We start from the raw sequence: 20,934 nt of genomic DNA, 5'->3' as shown, positions 1-20,934 counted from the left end.
CATTAAGTTAATCGCCTAGTGTGATGATAATGTTCAATTATTCGTGGCGCTTGTTATAGTGTGTATAACTGTTTTTCATAGACTTGCCTGATAAAATTCTTTGATCATAAATGTTGATGGAGCTCCCCTATGAAGCATTCCAAAAGTAATACTCTTTACCTTGGTGCCGCTATTTCGATTTCGCTAATTATGACTGGATGTGCAACAACACAACCTAGCCCTCTTGCCCAAAAAATCGATCAAGATATGGTTCTTATTGAAGGTGGACAATTTACGATGGGCTCGGATAATCCGTCAGCAAATAAATCCGAGCGCCCGGCTCGCACCGTTCGCGTGGAAGATTTCTATTTGGCAAAATTTGAGGTAACCCAAGAGTTATTCGAATCGGTTACAGGCTCTTCTCTGAGTTATTTTAGAAACCCAAATACGCCCGTAAATAACATTAGCTGGCAACAAGCCAATTATTTTATAAAGAAATTGAATGAAAAAACGGGAGAGCACTATCGTTTACCCACAGAAGCAGAATGGGAGTTTGCAGCGAAAGGGGGGAATCTAAGTCAAGGATTCACTTACGCGGGAGCTGATGATATTAACGACGTTGCCTGGTATGCCAGTAACTCAAACAATAAGGCACACAAGGTAGGTCAGAAAAAACCGAATGAGCTTGGCTTATACGATATGACGGGTAATGTTGGTGAGTTTGTTATTGATGCGTTTGATGAAGGTTATTACAAATCAGCACCAAGTGATAATCCGGTAAACGCAAAAGATGAAAAAGAAAGCCTTGCACACAAGTCTGTACGAGGTGGTAGCTTTGCCTATGATGCTGACGAATCCGAAAACTATCGTCGCGATTTTGCTAGCCAGTCAGTCATCATGTCCGACATGGGGCTGAGATTAGCGAAAGACGCTGATTAAACTAAGTAAGAAAAAAGTGGAGCGATAAAAGCTCCACTTTTGGTAATTAGCTCCTATTGACCCCGACAATAGAGGCTTTAAGCTGATCAATAGCTTGTTTAGGTGCATAGTGACTAAGCTCTTGTATGCACCTATCGAAAGCAAAAGCGACAGCACCTTTTTTATGATTTCTCGCTAGAACCTCGCATTGAGCATACAAGTGCTGTGGATTGCCACCGACTTCAAATGCTGTTTGCAACGCTTTACTGGCTTCTAGAACATCGCTTTTTTCTAGAGCTAGACCGTACACGTACCAATAATGAGCATTAGTTTCACCAATTTCTGCGGCGCGTCTAAGTAGCTTTTTCGCATCATCAGCTTTGCCTTGACGCAACAAAGAAAGACCTGCGCTGTATGGTAACGTGCTGGATTTAGGTTGAGCTTTCATCCCTTGTTGTAGCACCGTGAGCGCAGCTTCTTCTTTACCTAGGTGACGATACAAATCTGCTAGGTTAACGTAGCTATTTTCGAAATAGGGTTCGATGCTGATCGCTTGTTTATACAGCTCGGCCGCTTTGTCGATTTCACCTAAGCTGCGGTACACATTCGCCAAATTGGTTCTTCCGAAACCACGATCGGCATTAAACTCTTGAATTTCCATGTACTCTTCTAAAGGCGATTTAATGATATCTTTTTGTAAAGGGGTCATTTGTGCGTAGTTCGCTACCAGCACCGAGGCAGCTTCCGTTCTCACTGAAAGCACCGGGTCATCAAGCAATGGCTCTAGAATCCGCCACCGATCATGAAATTCATAACCAGACGAGCCTGAAATTGCCCCTAATCGAACCATTTCATTCTCATTCTTAACGGCCCTAGCCAAAGATACTGTTGTATTTTGGTCTGTATTGCCTCCCATCCTCTCCAGGGCTGAGGCGCGAATAATGTCTTTTAAAGACGAATCCTGAGCAGAGTATGCTAACGCATTTGCTGCTCCTTGATGACCAATTGAATCCGCATAAAATGCGACAGCAAAATGTTGCTGATTACGATACTTCGAATTCGGGTACCATTCTGCTATCTGTTCATCGGCCCATTGATTGCTTTTATCTTCATGGCATGACATGCAAACATTGGGCGTTCCAATATGTTTGCTCAAATCTGGTCGTGGAATATGCCAACTGTGGTCTCTACGAGGATCGACTTGCATGTAAGTCGTTTCTGGCATGTGACAAGTCGTACATTGCGATGCTTCAGATCCAGCCTTATGAAAGGTATGCTTTTCAGGTGTATATTCAGATGCAATATGGCATTGCGAACATACTGCCTCTTCTGGGATCGTTAATTCTGCCGTGTGTGGATCATGGCAATTAGTGCACGTGACCCCCTTCTCCGCCATTTCAGATTGAAGAAACGAACCATAAACATAATCTTCGTCGTAAATCTGTCCATCATGATAGTAGAGTTCAGGTGTTATAAGACTTAAGCGATATTTATCAAAAAAGGAACCTTTAACATGATCACCTGTTTCATTTAACTGGGTTCGGCGACTATGGCATTGAGCGCATGTTTGCACTTGATTGGTTGCTTCAATTGATTTCGGCTGTAACGTACTATGGCCTTCCTCAAACACCCAATCCGACACTGCTTTAGACAAATTTCGATCAAAGCCATAATGGCTGTCATGCTCAAAAGAAGTGCCAGCATTTTTGTATTTCTTGGCCAGTTCTATGTGCTGACTAGCAGGACCATGGCATGCTTCGCATCCCACATTAATCTCTGACCATGAGCTGTTGTAAGTGTTTTTGTCAGCGTCGTAATTCTTCTTTAGGTGCGTTGAATGGCAATCAGCACACATGAAGTTCCAATTTTGCCCGGTATTGGTCCAATAGAATTCATCCGTTGTTGTCGTTTCTGGATAAAGATGAAACCAACGCTGTCCCCCTTCAACTTTAGCTCTTGTGTCCCAAGCAAAAGGAATAAGCTGCACGCGGCCATCTTCAAACTCGACCATGTACTGCTGTAATGGTTCCCAGCCAAATGTATAGCTGATCTTATAGTCATGCCATTGCCCGTCAGAGCCTTGAATGTTGACCCAATATTCGCCGCCTTTTTTAAAAAAACGATTAGGCATTCCTTTGTGTGTTACCACATGGTTATCAAAATTACCACGCACAGAGGTTGTACTTGCATGCTTCATGGCCATATCGTGATGTGACCCTTTCCAGGCCTCCACCTCGTTTTGGTGGCAATCTATACAAGCTTGTGTGCCAGCATATTCTGGATTTAAGCCTAAAGGAATATTTGGTTTCTCTGTTAATAACTCTTGAGAAAAAGCCATAAAACTGACAACAACGTTGACCAGCAATAAAATACGAAACCGGCCTGCCCACTGACTCATAGATATCCTTATATTTATAATGCACAACCTAAATCAATATAGACACTAAATCACTGGTTATACAAATAATTACAAGCAATACATAACGACTTTAGTATTGCTTTAGGACCGTAAAACAAGCGAGCATCCTATTGTTTTTCATTTCCATCCCCTCTTCTACTACGCAATAAAAATAAGGCTCTTCAGTGATCTAAATCTACTTTACGAATCTCTACAAACTAACAGGACAATCCTATTTCTTCTTAATTAACAAATGGTTACTACCTAGCAATAACTTATAGTTATATCGAGTATAAGAGGATTTTTCTATATACATCATTAACTTATGCAGCAACTAAGCATAAGGCTCACTTGTGCTTATCTTTACTCTCAACAATCTGGAGTTTTTATGGCAAATCAATTGAGCAAAATCGCTGTAGGCGCAGGACTGTTAGCGGCGTCTAGTGCTGCTATAGCAGCAGACAAACCGAATATACTGGCAATTTTTGGTGACGATATCGGCTACTGGAATATCAGCGCATACAACCAAGGTATGATGAGTTACAAAACGCCAAACATCGACCGTATCGCGAATGAAGGTGCGTTGTTCACAGATCACTACGGACAACAGTCTTGTACTGCTGGTCGCGCTGCCTTTATTACGGGTGAAGAGCCATTTCGTACGGGTTTGTTAACAATTGGTATGCCAGGCTCTGACCACGGCATACCTGATTGGGCACCAACCATTGCAGATCTGTTAAAAGAACAAGGTTACATGACGGGTCAATTTGGTAAAAACCACTTAGGTGACCAAGATAAGCACTTACCGACAAAACACGGCTTTGACGAATTCTTCGGTAACTTATATCACCTAAACGCAGAAGAAGAACCTGAAACTTATTACTACCCTAAAGACCCAGAGTTTCGTAAAAACTATGGCCCTCGTGGTGTCATTAAGTCTTATGCCGACGGTAAGATTGAAGACACTGGCCCGATGACACGAAAACGTATGGAGCACGCAGATGAAGAGTTCCTAGAGAGCTCTTTGGCATTTATGGAAAAAGCAGTTAAGGCGGATAAACCCTTCTTTATTTGGCATAACGCCACTCGTATGCACGTTTGGACTCGCTTGCAGGAAAAATACCAAGGTAAATCAGGTGTAAGCATTTATGCCGATGGTATGCTGGAACATGATGATCATGTAGGTGTTTTACTCGACAAGCTGGATGAGCTAGGTGTTGCAGACAACACTATCGTTATCTACTCAACGGACAACGGCGCAGAAACCATGACTTGGCCAGATGGTGGCGCAACACCATTCCATGGTGAAAAAGGTACAACTTGGGAAGGCGGTATGCGTGTTCCTCAACTGGTTCGTTGGCCAGGCGTCATTAAGCCAGGAACCAAGATCAATGAAATGATGGCACACCAAGACTGGTTGCCTACATTATTGGCAGCTGCTGGCGTACCTGATGTAAAAGAAAAACTGGCAGAAGGCTACAAAGCAAATGGCAAAGAATGGCGTGTGCATTTAGATGGTTATAACTTCATGCCATACTTTGAAGGTAAGGAAGAAAAAGGCCCTCGTGAGTCGCTGCTTTACTTTACGTCTAATGGTGAATTAAACGCTGTCCGCTGGAATGACTGGAAACTTCACTTTGCAACGCTTGAAGGGAACCTAAGTAACGCAGTTCGTTTTGCTCCGAACTGGCCTAAAATCATCCACCTACGCGCTGACCCATTCGAAAAAGGCCCAAGCGAATCACAAATGTACTTGCGTTGGATGGCTGACAACATGTGGCTATTTGTACCTGTACAAGACGTTGTGGGAGAGTTCTTTAAAACACTTCCAGAATACCCAATGCAGCGTGGCACAGCGATGAACCCTGCTTCACTAAACTACGACTCTCTAAAAATGCAAGAGAAGCTGCAACAACTAGACAAAGTTGAACAAGAAATCAGCAAGTTTAAGTAAACTAAGTTAACGTTAGTTAATCAGTAACATAAGCCAGCAGACCATTCTGCTGGCTTATGTGTATCGCCACATAGGAACTTACTTAAATCGCCTGTTTAGCCTATACAAAGTGGGCATTGTGAGTACAAACTGAAAAACAAAAAAAGGAGAGCTAACCTGCTCTCCTTTGTATTTTAACCGTGGATAAACTAAGCCACATTAACCGATTTAGCTACACTGCTACTTTGGAAAAACTCATCATGCAATGCGCAAATCGCGTGCTGGTATTCCTTATCACCGACAACAAATTGAACATTTACATTTCTCAATGATGAGTGCAGTGCAACTGGCGTAACGCCATTATTCATCAATGCAAGCACACCTTTCGCCAACGTCTTGTTGGTATCAATTTGAGAACCGATGGCTGAGATAAGCGCGACCATACGACCTTTAATCGAGGCATTCGGATAACGTTTCTCGGCTTTATACAATACTTTGTTTAAGCTATCAGTACTGCCACCTAGATAGTAAGTAATAGAGTTAGCGTTCATCTCTTTACCAACCAAACTTACACGAGCATCGGAGATGATTTCCATCAATTCGTAACTAACGTTATCGGCTTTTCCTACCATTGCTTGGTCAAACAAATGCAGTGCAAATACTTTTTCTTTACCTGCGATGATCTCGACTTTGTCTTCTTCTGGGCGGTAGCTTGAAGAGATCAAAGTACCTTCGTGTTCAGGTTCGAATGTATTTTTAATCTGTAGCTCAATACCACTTTCACGTAAACCCGCAGCGGCATTTGGGTGAATCGCTTCCATGCCAAGGTTAGCAAGTTGGTCTGCTACGTCATAGTTTGTACTACCAATTGGTAATACTTTTTCAGGGCCAACAACGCGTGGGTCTGCTGAGCTCAAGTGGTACTCTTTGTGAATTACTGCTAAATCCGCTTTTGTTATTGCTGCAATTCGGCTAAATGTCATCTCACTATAACCTCGGTCATAAGTGTGCATTAGGCCCTCTTTACAGTAAGCATAACCTGTCACGATTGGCAGTTCTTTTGATACATCGATATCAGCAAACGCGTCACTGATCGACTCATCAAGGCTTCTTGGCGCTTGATTATCCCAACCAGACAGGTCAACGAACTTAGCGTTAATACCCATATTTTTTAGTTTTAGTGCTGTGTTGTAAGCACTATGTGCCTCACCGATAGACGAGAGAAACTCTCGAATTTGAGGCAAGTACTGGCGCAACGAAAATTGACCGTACTGACAGGTTTCTAAAATATTCGCGATACAGTTTTTCGCTTCAGCAATGCGGGAGCGAATGAATTTATCCGCACGGATACGATTCATTGGGTCCGCAAAAATATTTTCATTGGTCAGCAACATACGGCTTTCAACGTACGCTAACGCTTCTTCCCATTTGTCGTCGCGTTTCGCGATAAGCTGATAAACGCCTGGTTTACTGGTTTTTTTACACTCGAGCAGCGCATCGGTCATACCACCGTATGCAGATACGACAAAAATACGATTGTATGGTGTTTTGGGACGAAGAATAATATTGTCGAGAACAGCATCAAATGCTGTCATTGATGTACCGCCGATTTTTTCTACGGTAAATGTCATGATAAGCCTTTTTTGATTGGTAACTTTAAAAAGAAAAAAGAAGAGATAGTAAAGTGTGGGGTGGCAAAGCACCCCACCATCATCTTTTAGTCAACGAGAGGATAAACACCGTTTTCATCGTGCACTTCAGCGCCAGTAATCGGTGGGTTAAACACACACGCCATTACCATTTCTTTATTCTTATAAGCTCTCAAGTAGTGCTCATCGTGTTTATCAAGGATATATAATGTACCTGGTTTGATTGGGTACGTTTCTCCACCTACAACTTCAATCTCACCTTCACCACTCATACAAAACACCGATTCAAGGTGGTTTTGATAGTGAATATGAGTTTCTGTATCTTCATAAATCGTTGTGATGTGGAAAGAGAAACCCATGTTGTCGTCTTTCAACAACATGCGGACACTTTCCCAGTTATCTGAAACAACACGTCGTTCGCTGTTGCGGCATTCATCTAGAGTTCTGACGATCATAATTAAAATCCTTATTAAGATGCTTGTTTGAAATGTTTCGCAGCGATAGTCTCTACTGCATTTTCAAAGATGCTTAGTCCTTGATCTAGCTCTGATTCGCTGATGGTTAGTGGACAGAAGAACTTCACAACTTCATCGTCTGGACCCGCTGTCTCTATCACCATTCCATTCTCGAAACAGTTTTTCGCGATTTCAGATGCCATGTCACCATTGATACATTCAATACCAACCATCATGCCGCGGCCTTTTTTCTGCACAAACATTTGTGGAAAGCGACGAACACAACGGTCAATCACTGCACTCACCTTGTCTGAACACTGCTTGATGTGTGTTTCAAAATCATCGTTTGCCCAGTAAATTTCTAGTGCTTTTGCAGCAGTAATAAAGGCGTGATTATTGCCACGGAACGTACCGTTATGCTCGCCTGGCTTCCACTGGTCAAGCTCAGGCTTAAGTAATACGACAGCCATCGGCAAACCGTAACCACCGATCGACTTCGATAGCGTCACGATATCCGGTTGGATACCAGACGGCTCGAAACTAAAGAAAGTACCGGTACGTCCACAACCTGCTTGAATGTCATCGACAATCACAAGAATGTCATTGGCTTTACAGATTTTGCTCAAACGTTGTAACCACTCGTTTGAAGCAGCATTTAAACCACCTTCACCCTGCACAGTTTCAAGAAGTACAGCGGCTGGTTTATCCATACCTGCAGAGTTATCATTTAGCATGGTTTCGAACAGCGCAAGACCATCTACGCCAGCGTAACCTTCAAATGGAATACGAGTGACGTTACTTAGACTAGAACCGTTACCTTGTCTGTGATGCTGGTTACCCGTTGCAGCCAGTGCGCCAGCAGTACAACCATGGAAACCGTTAGTAAACGCAACGACGCTGTCGCGGCCTTTTACTTTTTTAGCCAGCTTCAATGCCGCCTCAACAGCGTTAGTACCTGTTGGGCCCGTAAACTGAACCTTGTAATCCAAGTTTCTTGGTTTAAGGATGTAAGTATCCAACGCTTCCAGAAACGATGCTTTCGCTTCTGAGTGCATATCCAAACCGTGAGTAATACCGTCCATTTCAATGTACTCAAGCAACGCTTGTTTTAGTACTGGATTGTTATGGCCGTAATTTAGAGATCCCGCTCCAGCAAGGAAGTCTAAGTATCGTTCACCTTGTTCTGTTTCTAGCCAGCAGCCTTTCGCTTTACGAAAAACGACCGGGAAATTGTTTGAATATGAGCGTACGTTGGATTCCTGCTTTTTGAAAATATCCATGATGAGACCGTTTTTATTTCCTATTGTTTGAGGATTATTTGAGAGGAATGCGATACAAATATTCTGTATCGTGTTTGCCTTTAAAGTGGGCTTCTTCATCCAAAAATGTGCTTACTTGGCCAGAATTGCCGTTCATCGCATCTAACTTTTTGAACAGTGCCCAAGAGGCTTTATTATCTTCCGTGATGGTAGTTTCTACCGATTTAACACCGCCTAATTCCTCTCGGGTGAGAAGTTCTTTCAACATGCGGAATGCTAAACCATGACCTCTAAAGCGAGGTGAGACTGCAACTTGCCAGACAAATAAAACGTCTTGCTCGTCTGGTTTCTGATAACCGGAAATGAAACCTGCGATTTCGCCTTTTTGCTCAACCAAAATACTGGTTTTGCTGAAATGCGTAGACTGTAGGAAATTGCAATAAGATGAGTTCATGTCCAATGGAGGACAGTCTGCAATCAAGCTGTAAATGTCGTCACCATCAGAGATTTTAGGCTCACGAAAAATCCATTTTTTACTTGAGTCTTCTCCAATCTCTGGATAAAGGACCCAAGGTGCTGATGTGATCATGTGAAAATACATATCCTTTGAGGTCTAATTAAATTTCCTTTTTATTATGGGCATCCCTCGCGACTAAAAATCAAATAATCCGCCTTTTTATCGGTATTTTTGTGATTCAAATCACAAAAACAAACCTATTAACCAAAAGTTAAAATAGTTCGAGGTCTAATTTATTAAATAGTCACCTAAATGCACAGTACAAAAAACAACCAGAATAAGACCGTTTTCCATGCTGTTCATTTCTCAGAGAAAAATAGAAATCCAAAAAAAAGCGGTATGCTTTCGCATACCGCTTTTATCAATAATTTAACTGCTGATACTAGTTATTTTGATTTCTTAGAAACCGCCTTTGGACGAGGTTCATCCATCAAACCTTTTATCAAAGATACCGTTGCAACAAGTAAAACAATAGTAAACGGTAAACCAGTCGTCACCGCCATTGCTTGAGCAGCAGCTAGACCACCACCCAACATCAATGCAATCGCAACCAAACCTTCAAACGTACACCAGAACACGCGTTGTGGCGTTGGTGCATCGACCTTACCGCCCGCAGCAATAGTATCAATAACCAGTGATCCTGAGTCAGAAGAGGTAATGAAGAACACCACGACTAAGATAATGCCGACAAAAGATGTTATCTCAGCCAATGGCATAACATCTAACATGGCAAAAAGTTTTAAAGGTAGTTCTGCGTTAAACACCGCCTCGTAGCCATCATTAACGTATTGGCTAATTGCGTTACCGCCAAAAGCCGTCATCCATAACACACAAACTGAAGATGGGATAAGAATAACGCAAATAATAAACTCACGAACTGAACGACCGCGAGACACACGTGCGATGAACATACCCACAAATGGTGACCAAGAAATCCACCACGCCCAGTAAAACGCCGTCCAGCCTTGAGAGTAATTCACATCCTCTCGTCCAAATGGCATAGATAAGGCAGGGATATTAGCCACATAGGAAACGATGTTCTCGAAGAAACCAGTTAAAATCGCAATCGTCGGGCCAACAACAATAACAAATAGCAATAGCAGTGCTGCAAGACCCATATTGATTTCAGATAAGATTTTCACGCCCTTATCGAGTCCAGCCACAACAGAGATTAAAGCGAGCGCAGTAATACCAATAATCAATATGACCTGCGTGGTATTGGTCATTGGGACATCAAACAGGAAGTTCAAACCCGTTGCGGCTTGAGATGCACCGTAGCCTAGCGATGTTGCTAAACCAAAAACCGTCGCTACCACTGCAAGAATATCGATAATATGACCAGTCCAACCCCATACACGCTCACCAAACAAAGGGTAAAAAATTGAGCGCATAGTGAGTGGCAAACCTTTGTTAAATGAAAAGATAGCCAGTCCAAGAGCCAAGAGCGCGTATATTGACCACGGATGAAGTGCCCAGTGGTAAATCGTCGCAGCCATCCCTAATGCCGAAGCTGCAGTTGCATCGCCCTCTGCACCACCTAGCGGTGCCCAGTCAGTACGTACACCATTCTCAACGCTCACGCCACCAATCGCAGAACTAAAATGGGACATCGGTTCTGATACCCCGAAGAATACGAGACCAATGCCCATACCTGCAGCAAATAGCATTGCCAACCATCCGGCATAGGAGTAATCCGGTGTTGCTTCAGTACCACCGATTCGCACACGGCCCAATGGTGTGAAGATCAATCCGACACAGACAATGACAAAAATATTACCTGAAGCGAGAAAAAACCAGTCTAAATTGTGTAACAAACCCGCTCGTAGGTCTGCAAAAAACGGCTCTACCTGTTCTCGGAATAATAGTGTTATCACAACAAACATGACGATTGCTAAGCCAGAAATTGCAAAAACACGGTTGTGAATATCAAGGCCAAATGGGCCTACCTTTAGCGCAACGTTATCCTGACCAATTTGATAGTCAGTATCTATTGCGTTTACTTTTCCATCGGGGCGTTGAATGCCACCGTTATTATCGGTGCTCACGGATAATCTCCTTAAAAATACGTGACCAAGTTTAAATTACTTTCGTCGGAGTTCGAGTAATGAAACGTCTTCATCACTACCAAGCACATGTTCATAAAACATTGTTCTTATAAGCGGTTACTCAATCCGCCATCATAATCTTAAAGCCCCCTATCTCTCATTGCATTTTATTGTTTTCACCATAAATAACGCCTATTGCCAAACCGAAGATATTGGCATGTTTCGATTAAAGTGATACTGCAGTTGTGCTTGAAACAGCTCCGCAGTTGCTAACGCATCCGTCAGGGCATGGTGAGGTTGATAAGCAGGGAGGCCATATCTTTCACGAGCGTACCCTAATCGTACAGAACCGGGTTTCTTGCCTTTCAACTTATTGATAAAACCTCTGCATTCACGGCGTTGTATCGCATACTCAATATCTAACGTATCAACAACAGGAAACTGTATCCCCTCTCCGATGCTATTTAGCAAGGCGTTATTAAAGAACTGCCTTTCAATGTTCTTGTAGTGAACAAGTACCACTTTGCCTGACAACGCATCCAATATTTCACCCAAGATCTGAGACAGCTGCGGCGCGTTTTTAACCTCAGAGTCAGTGATACCGTGAATAATGACAGACTCGTGGTTTAACTCTCTGTTTGGGTTAACGACCCAATGAGCAGAACCATTACATTGAACACGATCAATAGTGAACGGCACAAGTCCGATCGTGAGAATGACATCCTCTTCCGAGTTCAATCCTGTTGTCTCAAAGTCTACCGAGACAAATGGCACTTGTTCAATTGGTGTTTCCCCATTAACCATCGGTGTCGAATAGTAGCGTTTGAGCCTCTCGTCTTTCGCTTCTTTAGCTAGTTGTTTGAACAACATTGACCACTCTGGCGTCTGGGATGTATCCAACAACGGCTGTTCTTTTTCTACTTTTTTTGAGAACCACATTATTTGCTACTTCTCTGGTATCGAAACTTAATGAAGTTCTGAGCGTTACTTAGAATTTGAAATGCTGCTTTTAAGTTTCGACGTTCAAATTCAGACATGTTCTCCGGCTCAATATTGTTGTCTGGCTCTTCTCCATTTTCTATATCAAGGGCTTGGTGACGAATTCGAACCATGTAGATTAGCTCCATCGCATCCCTTAAATCCAAACCTCGACCTTTCGGTAAAATGCCAGCATCATTAATGTCATCTAAACGGTCGAAAGAGTTTTGCGATCGCGAACCGATTGCCAGAGAATGCACCCGTATTAAATCGGCCAACGGAGCCGTCCCCCTTCGCTTCAAGTTAATCGAGTTGCGATGACGACCATCTTTCTCCATCACAAAGTCTTTGAAAAAGCCCAGTGGAGGCGTCCTACGTATTGCGTTATACGCCATACAAGCAAGAAAGCGGTTATTTCTTTTCGCTCGTCTCACAATAAAGCTGCTTAATTGCTCCGCCCATTTCACTCGCCCATGCACACCGAGGAGATCAAAAAAGATATTACTATTTAACAATCTCTCAGGGGTTGGATTGTCTATCCAGTTTCCAAAGCATTCTTCCCATTCTGCACGAGTTTTTCGCCATTCTGGGTTGGTAGCCATAATGTCTCCAGTACAATAAGCATAGCCGCATGCCGCTAAACCATCACAAACAAATTTAGCAAACTTTTCAAAGTACTCTCCGTGAATCTCAACGTCATAACTGTTATCGAGAATAAGCGCGTTATCTTGATCCGTTACAATTAGCTGCTCATCCCTCGCCATTGAACCCATTGCGACTAAACAATAAGGAATGGGCGCTGGGCCGAACTCTTGCTCAGCTAATTCAGCGAGGCGTTGTTTGAAACTACTGCCTATAACCGACATGGCTCGACCAATCATGTGCGCGTTGGCATCTTCATTGACCATTCTTACGAAACAGTCTTTTACTTGTTCAGAAACCTGCTTGAGATCCTCGACACTGGTTTGCTGAAAAATAGAGCTCACTAGCAATAGGCTGTTCTGAGATTCGTAACGAACGATGTCCGTCATGCCAATAATTCCTATCGGCTTTTTATCTTTTAAAATTGGTAAATGATGCACGTTGTAACGCAACATAGTTAACATGGCCTCAAACACATAGGCGTTATAATCCAATGAAACAACGTCATAACTCATGACCTCACTCACTGGAATATTGGTATCAATACCTTGAGCTAGTACGCGAATGCAAAGATCGCGATCAGTCAATATTCCAAGCAGCTGTTCGTCATCTTCTTCTGTGAGCTCCTCTGTCGGGCGAATAATGAGCAGAGAGGTGACATTCTCCTCTGCCATGAGTATTGCAGCTTCCTGAATTGAAGCCGTTGCCTCCAGAGTTACTGGATCTCTTGCTAAGATTTTACGTGCCTTAGCGGTGGTAAAGTCATTGCTTTCAGATCGGCTAGATATTGCGCTTCGCAAACGCGCGCTATCTTCCAGTTCCATGTAGTCCGCAAAGTTTTCAAACTCATCACAAAGTTCATTGAAGATGTTTTCCGGAATACAGTAAACGAGAGTGTCTTCTATCGCTTTGGCTGGCATCCGTACGCGGTTGTTCATCAACAACCCCATCTGACCAAACAGTCCACCAGCATCAATCCTGTTGTAAAGTTCACCTTTACGCCGATAAATCTCTACCGCCCCACTTCTCACCATATACAAGTCGCGGATCGTATCTCCGAAGTTAAGGATTTTTGTTCCTTGCCGAAAGTATGCAACCTCGGCATTGAGAGCGATTTTTCTAAGCTGCTCTTCAGGTAGGTCATCAAAAGGTGGGTACTGGCTAATGAAATTGAGCACTTCTAACTGTTCGGCTTCCATTTTTTATTCCATACGTTGCCTAAACTACAGCGATAAATATCACCCTGAGTGAAATCAAGCAATAAATAAATCTAAGGATAACAGTACCTAACCGATTTCACAGGACCAAGCCTTAACCAAAAATTAGAGCTCTAACCTTTTTACATGTAGAGTTCTAAGCTATCACAGCTTATATCTATGCAAGCGAGTTGAGTTGAAATGTACAAAAAAATTCAAAATAAATTCAACCCTACGTCAGGGCAACGTTATGGTGGATAAAAACACATCACAAGCAATTGTTTTAAATATAAAAAGCAAGAATTGAACACACCTTGCTCAACGAATTCTCTATGCACGGCAGAACTAGTTAACCAACCCCCTTTCGTTGAAAGTTGAACTAAAATTAATTAGAGTACAAATCGTTAAACAGTTATAAACACACGAAAAAGGACAGATAACATGGATCCCATACTGGAAGTTAAGGGACTGTATAAAGTGTTTGGAGAAGACCCAGAGAGAGCCTTCTCGCTTATCGACAAAGGCGTCGATAAAGACGGTATTTTTGAACAGACAGGTTTAACAGTCGGCGTAAACGATGTATCTCTCACCATAAATGAAGGGGAAATTTTCGTAATCATGGGCCTTTCTGGCTCCGGGAAATCCACCCTTGTTCGACTTCTTAACCGGCTCATTGAGCCGACTAAAGGTAGTGTTTATCTCAAAGGAAGAGATATCGCCCACATCTCCGAAAATGAACTTCGAGAAGTTCGTCGTAACAATATCTCAATGGTGTTTCAAAGTTTCGCACTCATGCCACACATGACGGTGATTGAAAATGCCGCCTTTGGTTTAGAACTTGCCGGCATCGACGTTAATGAGCGTCAGAAAAGTGCCCTTTCCGCCTTAGAAAGAGTGGGTTTAGACCCTTATGCAGAATCTTTCCCTGACGAATTATCCGGAGGTATGAAACAGCGCGTTGGTTTAGCGAGAGCGTTAGCTTGTGATCCAGACATCCTATTAATGGATGAGGCGTTTTCCGCTTTAGACCCATTGATCCGTTCTGAGATGCAAGATGAGCTTATTCGTCTACAGAACGATGACAAACGCACAATTGTCTTCATTTCTCATGATTTGGATGAAGCAATGCGCATTGGCGACCGTATCGCCATCATGCAAAACGGTGAGGTTGTTCAGGTTGGTACACCTGATGAAATATTACACAGTCCAGCAAATGATTATGTCGAAGCGTTTTTCCGCGGCGTAAACATCGCAAGTGTCTTGACAGCAAAAGATATCGCGCGCAAGAAGCCAGCGGCTGTTTTTAAGAAATCGGAAAATGACGGTCCAGGCTCTGCGATGCAGATTCTGATGGATCACGACCGTGATTACGGTATTGTCGTCGATAAATCTAGCCGATATTCCGGCATCGTATCTCTTGATTCACTACGTTTGGCTCATAAAGAAAACCGTTCGTTAGCCAGTGCTCAATTACCGGATGAAGTTACTCTTCAGCCTGATCAGTCAATTAATGACATTTTGGGTCTGGTTGCTGGTGTTCCTTATGCCGTGCCTGTCGTAGATGAGAAAGGAACTTACTTTGGTGTCGTGACTAAATCACGTCTTCTACAAACACTAGATAAGGATTAACACGATGTCTTCAGAGCAAACTAACAATGATCCCTGGTCAAATACTGCTCCTGCGCAAGATGATCCTTGGTCGCAAGGTACAGAGGCCGCGCCAAGTAATGATTGGCTCAACTCAGAAACTGTAGAGCAAGCACCATTCGATATTATGAACCCATTCCAAGATGCGGTTTTACCCCTCGATAGCTGGGTAGAGTCCGGTTTGAACTGGCTGGTGGAACATGGTCGACCTGTTTTCCAAGCAATACGAGTTCCAATCGACTTTATTCTAACGTCGTTTGAAACTGCTTTGGTGTCTACACCTGCGCCTATAATGGTACTCATTTTATTTTTGCTAGCGTGGCAGTTTTCCAATGTAAAACTTGGTTTTTCTACTCTTGTATCCCTTGTTTTCATCGGCCTAATTGGTGCGTGGTCACAAGCGATGACAACGCTAGCACTGGTGTTAACCGCCGTTTTCTTCTGTTTGCTTATAGGGCTACCAATGGGGATATGGTTGGCAAGGAGCCAAACCGCTGCCAAATTTGTTAGGCCAATATTAGATGCAATGCAAACGACTCCCGCGTTCGTTTACCTTGTGCCAATTGTTATGTTGTTTGGTATTGGTAACGTTCCTGGCGTAGTAGTAACGATCATTTTCGCCCTGCCTCCCGTTGTGCGCCTGACTATTTTGGGTATTCAGCAAGTACCTGAAGAGCTTATCGAAGCTGGCCACTCTTTCGGGGCAAACAAAAAACAGATGCTTTATCGCATCCAGTTACCGTTGGCGTTACCAACCATCATGGCAGGTGTAAACCAAACCTTAATGCTGTCACTTTCTATGGTAGTGATTGCTTCAATGATTGCTGTTGGCGGCTTAGGCCAAATGGTACTTCGTGGTATTGGCCGACTTGATATGGGTCTTGCTGCCGTTGGTGGCTTAGGCATCGTTATTCTTGCGATTTTGTTAGACCGTATCACCCAGGTGTTAGGGGTTAATGCGGGCAACACTAAACTTCGCTGGTATCACACAGGTCCTGTTTCATACCTATTAAAACTGAAAACAAAGACGAACCAAGACGATCTAAAACTTAGGAGAAACATCAATGAATAATTCATGGAAGAAAGCGCTCTCTGTTGGAGCTCTAAGTACTATCGCATTTTCAACTTATGGTGTGGCAAGTGAACTACCGGGTGAAGGTGTCACTGTTCAGCCTGTTCAATCAACCGTTGCAGAAGAAACATTTCAAACGTTGATCGTAAACCGCGCACTTGAAGAGCTTGGTTACGATGTTAAACCGACCAAAGAAGTGGACTACAACGTAGGCTACACCTCTATTGCTAAAGGTGATGCTACTTTCTTAGCGGTTGGTTGGTTCCCTCTTCACGCCGATAAGTACACGATGTCGGGCGGTGATGATAAGTTCTTCCGTAAAGGCCAATACGTAAGTGGTGCTGCGCAAGGTTATTTGATCGATAAGAAAACCGCGGAAAAATATAACATCACGAACATTGGTCAGTTAAAAGATCCAAAATTGGCGAAGCTATTCGATGCAAACGGCGATGGCAAAGCGGACTTAACTGGTTGTAACCCAGGTTGGGGGTGTGAAATGGTTGTTGAGCATCAGTTGGATGCTTTCAAACTTCGTGACACAGTAACACACAACCAAGGTAACTACGCGGCGATTATCGCTGATACGATCTCACGTTACAAAAAAGGCGATCCGATTCTTTACTACACTTGGACACCGTACTGGGTAAGTGGCGTTTTAGTTCCAGGGAAAGATGTTGTGTGGTTAGAAGTGCCATTCTCTTCACTTCCTGGTGAGCGTAAGGACATTGATACGACACTAGAGAACGGTAAGAACTACGGCTTCGAGATGAACTCTATGCGCATCGTTGCCAATAAAGAGTTTACGGAAAAAAACCCTGCTGCTGCGAAGCTATTTGAAATCATCAAACTAAATATCAATGATGTTAGTGCTCAGAATATGATGATGAGCCAAGGTAAGAACAGCTCAGCGGACATCGAGTCTCATGTAAATGGTTGGATCAAAGCGAACCAGAAAAAGTTCGACGCATGGGTCGAAGAAGCGAAGAAAGCCGCAATGTAATCATGCCTTTATCAATCTCTAGAGCCAGTTGGTGTTATCAACTGGCTCTTTTTTACACAAACGCCCCTCCCCCTTACATAGACATACCAACACTTACACTACTCGACCATAAACCCACATTATAATTCACGTTTATTTCACGCTTGCTTTGCTAAAAACAACACAACATAACAATTAAACTATTCGAATAAATATGAAAAACTTATCAAAGAGCTCTGTGTGGGGGCCTTTGCAGCCAATTGCTGCCTTTTCTTTGTTTTCACTTCTATTTCTGTCTATCTCAAGAGTTTTGCTAGCTTTTTGGCAGATTGACCGTATTGACTCTCTAAACGACTTAATTTACATCCTAGGTCAAGGTTTGCGCGTAGATATTGCAACGCTTTGCTGGTTATTTATTCTTCCAGCACTGTTTTCAACCTTCATGCCATTAACCGGTAAGATGGGAGAGTGTTGGAAGCGAATATTACGCATATGGATGGTTTTAGGGCTTTGGGTGCTTGTATACATGGAGCTCGCAACAGCGCCATTCATTCAGGAATACGACCTACGTCCAAACCGCCTGTTTGTGGAATACTTAATCTACCCAAAAGAAGTCTTGAGTATGCTCTGGACTGGCTACAAATTAGAACTGTTTATTGGTGCGTTAGGTACAGTTTTAACCATCACTTTAGGTTGGAAGTGGAGTAAGAAACTGACCGATAAGGCGCAGCAGGTCAACTGGAAATGGCGACCACTATTGGCACTTTTCGTTGTTCTTTTTGGGGTTGCAGGTGCTCGCTCATCTTTAGGTCACCGCCCGCTAAATCCTGCTATGGTCGCCTTTTCTAACGATCCACTGCTTAACGACTTAGCACTGAACTCATCTTACTCATTGTTGTTTGCGGTTAATAGCATGAAGTCAGAAAAGAGCGCGGAGCAGTTCTACGGAAAAATGGACACTCAAAAGATGTTGGAATTAGTTCGCACTTCATCAACAAAGTCCGACTTCACCCCTTCATTACTCCCAACCATGAACAGTAACCCCGCGACTTACCAAGGTAAACATAAAAACTTAGTGATTTTGCTACAAGAAAGCTTAGGCGCCCAATTTGTCGGTGCTTTGGGTGGTTTGCCTCTAACACCAAACCTTGATGAACTCATGAAGGAAGGTTGGCAGTTCACACAAATGTACGCCACTGGTACTCGTTCTGTCCGTGGAATTGAAGCCGTAACCACGGGCTTTCCTCCATCTCCGTCTCGCGCGGTAGTGAAGCTGAGTAAAAGCCAAACGGGTTTCTTTACTATCGCGGACTTACTAAAAGCTCAAGGCTATCACACGCAATTTATTTACGGCGGTGAAGCCAACTTTGACAACATGAAAACTTTCTTCTTTGGTAACGGTTTTGATCAAATAGTAGAAGAAGACGATTATAACAACCCAAGCTTTGTTGGCTCTTGGGGGGTTAGCGATGAAGATCTATATAACAAAGCAAACGAAGAGTTTGAACGCCTTTCAAAAAGCGACAAACCTTTCTTTAGCTTAGTTTTTACGTCAAGTAATCATAGCCCTTATGAGTATCCGCAAGGCAAAATTGAGCCATACGATTCAGAACATATGACGCGTAACAACGCCGTAAAATATTCCGATTACGCTTTGGGCACTTTCTTTGAAAAGGCGAAAAAGTCATCTTATTGGGATGATACCATTTTCATTGTAATTGCAGATCATGATGCACGTGTTTCTGGCGCTAACCTTGTTCCGGTTAAGCACTTTCACATTCCAGCATTGATCCTTGGTAAAGGCATTCAACCACGTAAAGATGACCGCATAGCAAACAACATAGACATGCCGCCTACACTGTTATCTCTAATTGGGGTAGATGCTAAAACACCGATGATTGGTCGTGATTTAACGAAGCCACTGGCTCGCGAAGATGAACGCGCAATGATGCAATACGACAAAAACTTTGGTTATTTAACGCGCGACAATCTCGTTGTGCTTTCCCCTGGTGAAAAGATATCGACCCTGGCGTACGACTTTAAAGACCAAACCATGAAGCCGCTAGAGGTGGACGAGTCTATTATCGAGCGTGCAAAAGCAAACGCATTATTTGCATCTAAAGCGTATCAAAACAACTGGTATTCTTCCAAAAACACTCATTAATACCAATGATTGCGCTGATAAAAAGGAGCTAAACGGCTCCTTTTTCTTATTCTTTCACTTACCTTCGAGAATGTGCTACTGACAACTCCTGTCGTTCCTTTCCGTTAGATTGCCCCTACTATTTCTAATTGATTAAGGAACAAACCATGCTGACTATCAATTCATTCGTTCTCTACGTTGAGGACATCCACATAAGCCAAGTTTTTTATTCGAAACTGTTCGAACGCAAAGTCACGCAGTTGTCTCCAACCTTCGCCGCTATTCCACTGACCGAAGGCTTAACGTTGACACTCAAGCAAAGAGATAATCTTTCACCCTACAGCGGCATTCGAGGTGGTGGTACCGAGTTGTCTTTATCAGTGCCCAACAGGCATACGTTAGAGCGCATTTACAAGCGCTGGAAAGACCTAGGTGTTGAGTTTGTTCAACCACCAGCGACATCAGTGTATGGGTTAAATTTTATGGCTATCGATCCAGATAAGCATCGCATTCGCGTTTTCATAAATGAATAAAAATGCGTTAAAAATGCTTTTTACCCATTCCCAATGTGACTTCAATAAATTAGACTCAAGGAAACATCAAAAGCGGCGTAGTAATAAGAAGGAATGCCCATGAGCTCAAGTATGATCCTTAGCGAATCCCTAATCGAGAGCGGAAGAGATATCCCCCTCAAAGAACTGCTTTATGCAAAGCGCGTGCTGGATAACTACATGGCAGTAGCCAAAGAAAGTAGCCCGCTTGAGCTATTAACTGAGATGAAATCGGCAGCAAAGCAAGTAGAATACTTTACAACGACGAGTAACCCGTGTGAGGCTCGTAATGTCATCAGTCAGATGATTGATAAAATCGACACCGCGGAATCTTTTGCTTCGTTCAAAGCATTAGCAGGTAAGCCATCTCAAGCACTCAATGAACTAATTGAAGATCGAGCTCAGCTGATTAAACACGAACGAGAACTCCTGCTCGCCTCAGGCTATGACGCCTCACGAATCTAATATACGCGACAGGCTAAAAGTCATAGCTAACAGTAAATTACCACCTTCTAAAGAAGGTGGCTTTGTGTGAGCCCCCTAAAAGGGGGCCTTTGTTTAGTCCAGCGCCAA

Annotated in this window: 16 protein-coding genes; 8 read left to right on the top strand and 8 right to left on the bottom strand. The window is 43.1% G+C overall.

Annotation, left to right across the window (positions count from 1 at the left end; genetic code table 11):
* Positions 1 to 189 precede the first annotated feature (189 nt).
* The gene (locus tag R7F67_RS22580; RefSeq protein ID WP_372434443.1) at positions 190 to 918 is read left to right on the top strand and encodes a formylglycine-generating enzyme family protein; all 729 of its coding nucleotides are present in this window, start codon (positions 190 to 192) and stop codon (positions 916 to 918) included.
* Between the two features lie 46 nt (positions 919 to 964).
* Here the strand turns inward: R7F67_RS22580 and R7F67_RS22575 are convergent, their stop codons facing one another.
* Complete coding sequence (locus tag R7F67_RS22575) at positions 965 to 3,295, bottom strand: tetratricopeptide repeat protein (protein WP_017821944.1); 2,331 nt, start codon at positions 3,293 to 3,295, stop codon at positions 965 to 967.
* A gap of 388 nt (positions 3,296 to 3,683) precedes the next feature.
* On the opposite strand from R7F67_RS22575, the gene R7F67_RS22570 reads away from it, so the two are divergent.
* Positions 3,684 to 5,249, top strand: coding sequence for an arylsulfatase (locus R7F67_RS22570; protein ID WP_130546076.1), 1,566 nt, complete (start codon positions 3,684 to 3,686; stop codon positions 5,247 to 5,249).
* Positions 5,250 to 5,437: 188 nt separating this feature from the next.
* On the opposite strand, the gene R7F67_RS22565 is transcribed toward R7F67_RS22570, so the two are convergent.
* From R7F67_RS22565 to R7F67_RS22535, 7 genes are all read right to left on the bottom strand, one after another.
* Positions 5,438 to 6,859 carry an aspartate kinase gene (locus R7F67_RS22565; protein ID WP_017820940.1) on the bottom strand — a complete coding sequence of 474 codons (1,422 nt, stop codon included), beginning with the start codon at positions 6,857 to 6,859 and terminating at the stop codon, positions 5,438 to 5,440.
* Positions 6,860 to 6,945: 86 nt separating this feature from the next.
* A complete protein-coding gene (locus tag R7F67_RS22560) occupies positions 6,946 to 7,332 on the bottom strand; it encodes an ectoine synthase (RefSeq protein ID WP_005377769.1) in 387 nt (128 codons plus the stop codon).
* Between the two features lie 14 nt (positions 7,333 to 7,346).
* On the bottom strand, positions 7,347 to 8,612 hold the full coding sequence (ectB, locus tag R7F67_RS22555) for a diaminobutyrate--2-oxoglutarate transaminase (RefSeq protein WP_017820939.1): 1,266 nt from the start codon (positions 8,610 to 8,612) through the stop codon (positions 7,347 to 7,349).
* A gap of 34 nt (positions 8,613 to 8,646) precedes the next feature.
* On the bottom strand, positions 8,647 to 9,180 hold the full coding sequence (gene ectA / locus R7F67_RS22550) for a diaminobutyrate acetyltransferase (RefSeq protein WP_005393379.1): 534 nt from the start codon (positions 9,178 to 9,180) through the stop codon (positions 8,647 to 8,649).
* A gap of 314 nt (positions 9,181 to 9,494) precedes the next feature.
* On the bottom strand, positions 9,495 to 11,153 hold the full coding sequence (locus tag R7F67_RS22545) for a BCCT family transporter (RefSeq protein WP_005377772.1): 1,659 nt from the start codon (positions 11,151 to 11,153) through the stop codon (positions 9,495 to 9,497).
* A 192-nt stretch (positions 11,154 to 11,345) separates the two neighbouring features.
* Entirely contained in the window at positions 11,346 to 12,092 is a 747-nt protein-coding gene (locus R7F67_RS22540; RefSeq protein ID WP_005385697.1) for a 3'-5' exonuclease, read from the bottom strand.
* Positions 12,092 to 13,972 carry a DUF294 nucleotidyltransferase-like domain-containing protein gene (locus R7F67_RS22535; RefSeq protein WP_005377775.1) on the bottom strand — a complete coding sequence of 627 codons (1,881 nt, stop codon included), beginning with the start codon at positions 13,970 to 13,972 and terminating at the stop codon, positions 12,092 to 12,094. The genes R7F67_RS22540 and R7F67_RS22535 overlap by 1 nt, the downstream gene beginning before the upstream one ends.
* 438 nt (positions 13,973 to 14,410) lie before the next feature.
* On the opposite strand from R7F67_RS22535, the gene proV reads away from it, so the two are divergent.
* From proV to R7F67_RS22505, 6 genes are all read left to right on the top strand, one after another.
* Positions 14,411 to 15,598: a glycine betaine/L-proline ABC transporter ATP-binding protein ProV gene (gene proV, locus R7F67_RS22530; RefSeq protein ID WP_005377777.1), complete on the top strand. Its 1,188-nt coding sequence runs from the start codon at positions 14,411 to 14,413 to the stop codon at positions 15,596 to 15,598.
* Positions 15,599 to 15,602: 4 nt separating this feature from the next.
* Positions 15,603 to 16,688 (top strand): glycine betaine/L-proline ABC transporter permease ProW, encoded by a 1,086-nt coding sequence (gene proW, locus R7F67_RS22525; protein ID WP_005377778.1) that lies wholly within the window; start codon positions 15,603 to 15,605, stop codon positions 16,686 to 16,688.
* Complete coding sequence (gene proX / locus R7F67_RS22520; RefSeq protein ID WP_054865582.1) at positions 16,681 to 17,688, top strand: glycine betaine/L-proline ABC transporter substrate-binding protein ProX; 1,008 nt, start codon at positions 16,681 to 16,683, stop codon at positions 17,686 to 17,688. Before proW ends, proX begins: the two co-directional genes overlap by 8 nt.
* 193 nt (positions 17,689 to 17,881) lie before the next feature.
* Positions 17,882 to 19,831 carry an LTA synthase family protein gene (locus R7F67_RS22515; protein ID WP_193837409.1) on the top strand — a complete coding sequence of 650 codons (1,950 nt, stop codon included), beginning with the start codon at positions 17,882 to 17,884 and terminating at the stop codon, positions 19,829 to 19,831.
* Positions 19,832 to 19,977: 146 nt separating this feature from the next.
* Positions 19,978 to 20,343, top strand: a complete 366-nt coding sequence (locus R7F67_RS22510; RefSeq protein WP_130546073.1) for a VOC family protein — start codon at positions 19,978 to 19,980, stop codon at positions 20,341 to 20,343.
* A 99-nt stretch (positions 20,344 to 20,442) separates the two neighbouring features.
* The gene (locus R7F67_RS22505) at positions 20,443 to 20,826 is read left to right on the top strand and encodes a hypothetical protein (RefSeq protein WP_005377782.1); all 384 of its coding nucleotides are present in this window, start codon (positions 20,443 to 20,445) and stop codon (positions 20,824 to 20,826) included.
* Positions 20,827 to 20,934: the final 108 nt, after the last annotated feature.

Source organism: Vibrio sp. YT-17 (genome assembly GCF_033337375.1).
GTDB lineage: Bacteria > Pseudomonadota > Gammaproteobacteria > Enterobacterales > Vibrionaceae > Vibrio > Vibrio alginolyticus.
The sequence above is the reverse complement of the archived record's forward strand: the minus strand, read 5'-3'. Positions and strand labels throughout refer to the sequence as shown.

What these genes read in the sequence shown, in the direction of transcription:
- R7F67_RS22580 (WP_372434443.1), top strand. Translation starts at nt 190, where the DNA reads ATGACTGGATGTGCAACAACACAACCTAGCCCTCTTGCCCAAAAAATC.
- R7F67_RS22575 (WP_017821944.1), bottom strand. Translation starts at nt 3,295, where the DNA reads ATGAGTCAGTGGGCAGGCCGGTTTCGTATTTTATTGCTGGTCAACGTT.
- R7F67_RS22570 (WP_130546076.1), top strand. Translation starts at nt 3,684, where the DNA reads ATGGCAAATCAATTGAGCAAAATCGCTGTAGGCGCAGGACTGTTAGCG.
- R7F67_RS22565 (WP_017820940.1), bottom strand. Translation starts at nt 6,859, where the DNA reads ATGACATTTACCGTAGAAAAAATCGGCGGTACATCAATGACAGCATTT.
- R7F67_RS22560 (WP_005377769.1), bottom strand. Translation starts at nt 7,332, where the DNA reads ATGATCGTCAGAACTCTAGATGAATGCCGCAACAGCGAACGACGTGTT.
- ectB (WP_017820939.1), bottom strand. Translation starts at nt 8,612, where the DNA reads ATGGATATTTTCAAAAAGCAGGAATCCAACGTACGCTCATATTCAAAC.
- ectA (WP_005393379.1), bottom strand. Translation starts at nt 9,180, where the DNA reads ATGATCACATCAGCACCTTGGGTCCTTTATCCAGAGATTGGAGAAGAC.
- R7F67_RS22540 (WP_005385697.1), bottom strand. Translation starts at nt 12,092, where the DNA reads ATGTGGTTCTCAAAAAAAGTAGAAAAAGAACAGCCGTTGTTGGATACA.
- R7F67_RS22535 (WP_005377775.1), bottom strand. Translation starts at nt 13,972, where the DNA reads ATGGAAGCCGAACAGTTAGAAGTGCTCAATTTCATTAGCCAGTACCCA.
- proV (WP_005377777.1), top strand. Translation starts at nt 14,411, where the DNA reads ATGGATCCCATACTGGAAGTTAAGGGACTGTATAAAGTGTTTGGAGAA.
- proW (WP_005377778.1), top strand. Translation starts at nt 15,603, where the DNA reads ATGTCTTCAGAGCAAACTAACAATGATCCCTGGTCAAATACTGCTCCT.
- proX (WP_054865582.1), top strand. Translation starts at nt 16,681, where the DNA reads ATGAATAATTCATGGAAGAAAGCGCTCTCTGTTGGAGCTCTAAGTACT.
- R7F67_RS22515 (WP_193837409.1), top strand. Translation starts at nt 17,882, where the DNA reads ATGAAAAACTTATCAAAGAGCTCTGTGTGGGGGCCTTTGCAGCCAATT.
- R7F67_RS22510 (WP_130546073.1), top strand. Translation starts at nt 19,978, where the DNA reads ATGCTGACTATCAATTCATTCGTTCTCTACGTTGAGGACATCCACATA.
- R7F67_RS22505 (WP_005377782.1), top strand. Translation starts at nt 20,443, where the DNA reads ATGAGCTCAAGTATGATCCTTAGCGAATCCCTAATCGAGAGCGGAAGA.